The following is a 1,677-nucleotide window of genomic DNA, read 5'->3' on the forward strand; positions in this document are numbered from 1 at the left end:
GCGATCCGGTCGATCACCTCCGAGAACTGCGCCCACCACCGGTCAGGGTCTACGCTGGCAGCCGCGGCGGCCGCGGCATATTCAGTAGTTGTCACAAACTCCGAACAATGCCCCGGCCACCGCTTCTACCAGCGTAGACACGCCGAAACACTCCAACCCCGAACTACGGCTGCAGTACTAGCACCGGCGTGGTGTCGACCACCCCGCCGAAGTGCCCGCCCCGCATGACCACCGGTCACCCCGTTCGCCGCTTCCCGCGGCAGCGTTCGCGCTTTGCTGGCGGGCGCCGCGAGTGCGGCTTTCCCGACGTGCTTCAGGTCGCGCCCCAGCTGTCCCAGAAGGTGACGGTTTCCGCGGGGGGTCGCGCTGCCGGGTGGAATTCGGTGCCGATCGTGTAAGCCACCGGGAACAGCGCGGCCTGAGTGACCGTGTCGGGGATGCCGAGCAACTCGGCGACGCGCTTCTCCTGGGCCAGATGCATCGTCGTCCACACCGATCCCAGCCCGCGGGATCGCAGGGCGAGCATGAAGCTCCAGCCGGCGGGAATGATCGACGCCCACGCCGAGGCCGCGATCAGCAGGCTGCTTCCGTCGAAACGACGCTCGAGGCAGGGGATGACGTGCACCGGGACCCGGGCCAGGACCTCAGTCAGGCCCAGCGCGCTCTCGTAGACGCGCCGCGTCTGCGGATCGGGTGCGGTCTCGGCGGCCTGCGCCAGGTATTGGGCACCGACGCCGCGGTAGGTGTCCGCGATCGCGGCCCGCTTGTCGGCGTCGGTGACCACCAGCCAGCGCCAGTCCTGCGCGTTGCTTGCCGTGGGCGCCTGGATCGCCAGCCGGATGCATTCGAGGACCACTTCGCGCCCGACCGGCCGGTCCAGGTCGAGGCGCTTGCGCACCGCGCGGGTGGTGGTCAGCAACTCGTCGACCGAGGCGATGTCCATGCCGTCCTTCCCACCCGTTACCGAGCCGAGCAAACCAGATGCCCGCCCCGGCTGTCTACACCGCCGGTGGCGCCGTCGCGCGGTTCAGGATTCGGGTGGCGTCGCAGACCATCTCACCGACGATGCCGCCGGCCGGGCGCACGTCGCGGATGCGTCCTATCGCCTCGCCGACGAGCACGGTGACGACGTCGAAAACATCTGCGTCGAGCTCCTTCTGGAAGGCGTTCACCATCTCCGGCAGGAGCTCCCGCAGGCCCGCCTCGTCGCCATGCCACGCCTCGATGAACGCGTTGCTCACCAGCCGCGCATCGTAGCCGTCGGGCCAATCCTTCTGGCGCACAAAGTCATAGACCCGGGTGCGGAGGGTGTCGTCGCCACTGGCCGCGATGCCCCGAAGGTGGGCCCGCCGCGACACCAACGCCTCGGGGGATGCCCAGAACCTGGTGCCGACGAGCGCGCCGTCAGCCCCGAGCGCCAGCGCCGCCGCCAGCCCGCGGCCGTCGGCGACCCCGCCGGCGGCCACCACCAGCGTTTCGGGGGAGCGTTCGGCGACGAGGTCGACGACGTCGGGCACCAACGTGAAGGTCGAGCGCGCGCTCATCCCGTGCCCGCCCGCCTCGCCGCCCTGAGCCACCACGACGTCCGCGCCGGCATCCAGGGCCCGGCGCGCCTGCTCGAGGTTCTGCACCTGGGCGGTGAGCGGAACACCGGCCGCGCGGATGCGATCGGCGAAC

2 protein-coding genes are annotated in these 1,677 nt (G+C 70.6%); both read right to left on the reverse strand.

Features of this window, described 5'->3' with window-relative positions; all coding sequences use genetic code 11:
• Positions 1–313: 313 nt before the first annotated feature.
• Entirely contained in the window at positions 314–943 is a 630-nt protein-coding gene (locus AC2VNT_RS07955) for a nitroreductase family protein (RefSeq protein WP_407689384.1), read from the reverse strand.
• A 55-nt stretch (positions 944–998) separates the two neighbouring features.
• A partial coding sequence (locus tag AC2VNT_RS07960) for an NAD(P)H-dependent flavin oxidoreductase (RefSeq protein WP_486946338.1) occupies positions 999–1,677 on the reverse strand: 679 nt, incomplete at its 5' end.

This window comes from Mycobacterium sp. TH-M15 (assembly GCF_057473705.1).

Bases quoted from the DNA above. Each gene is read 5' to 3' on its own strand.
- AC2VNT_RS07955 (WP_407689384.1), bottom strand. From the start codon at position 943: ATGGACATCGCCTCGGTCGACGAGTTGCTGACCACCACCCGCGCGGTG.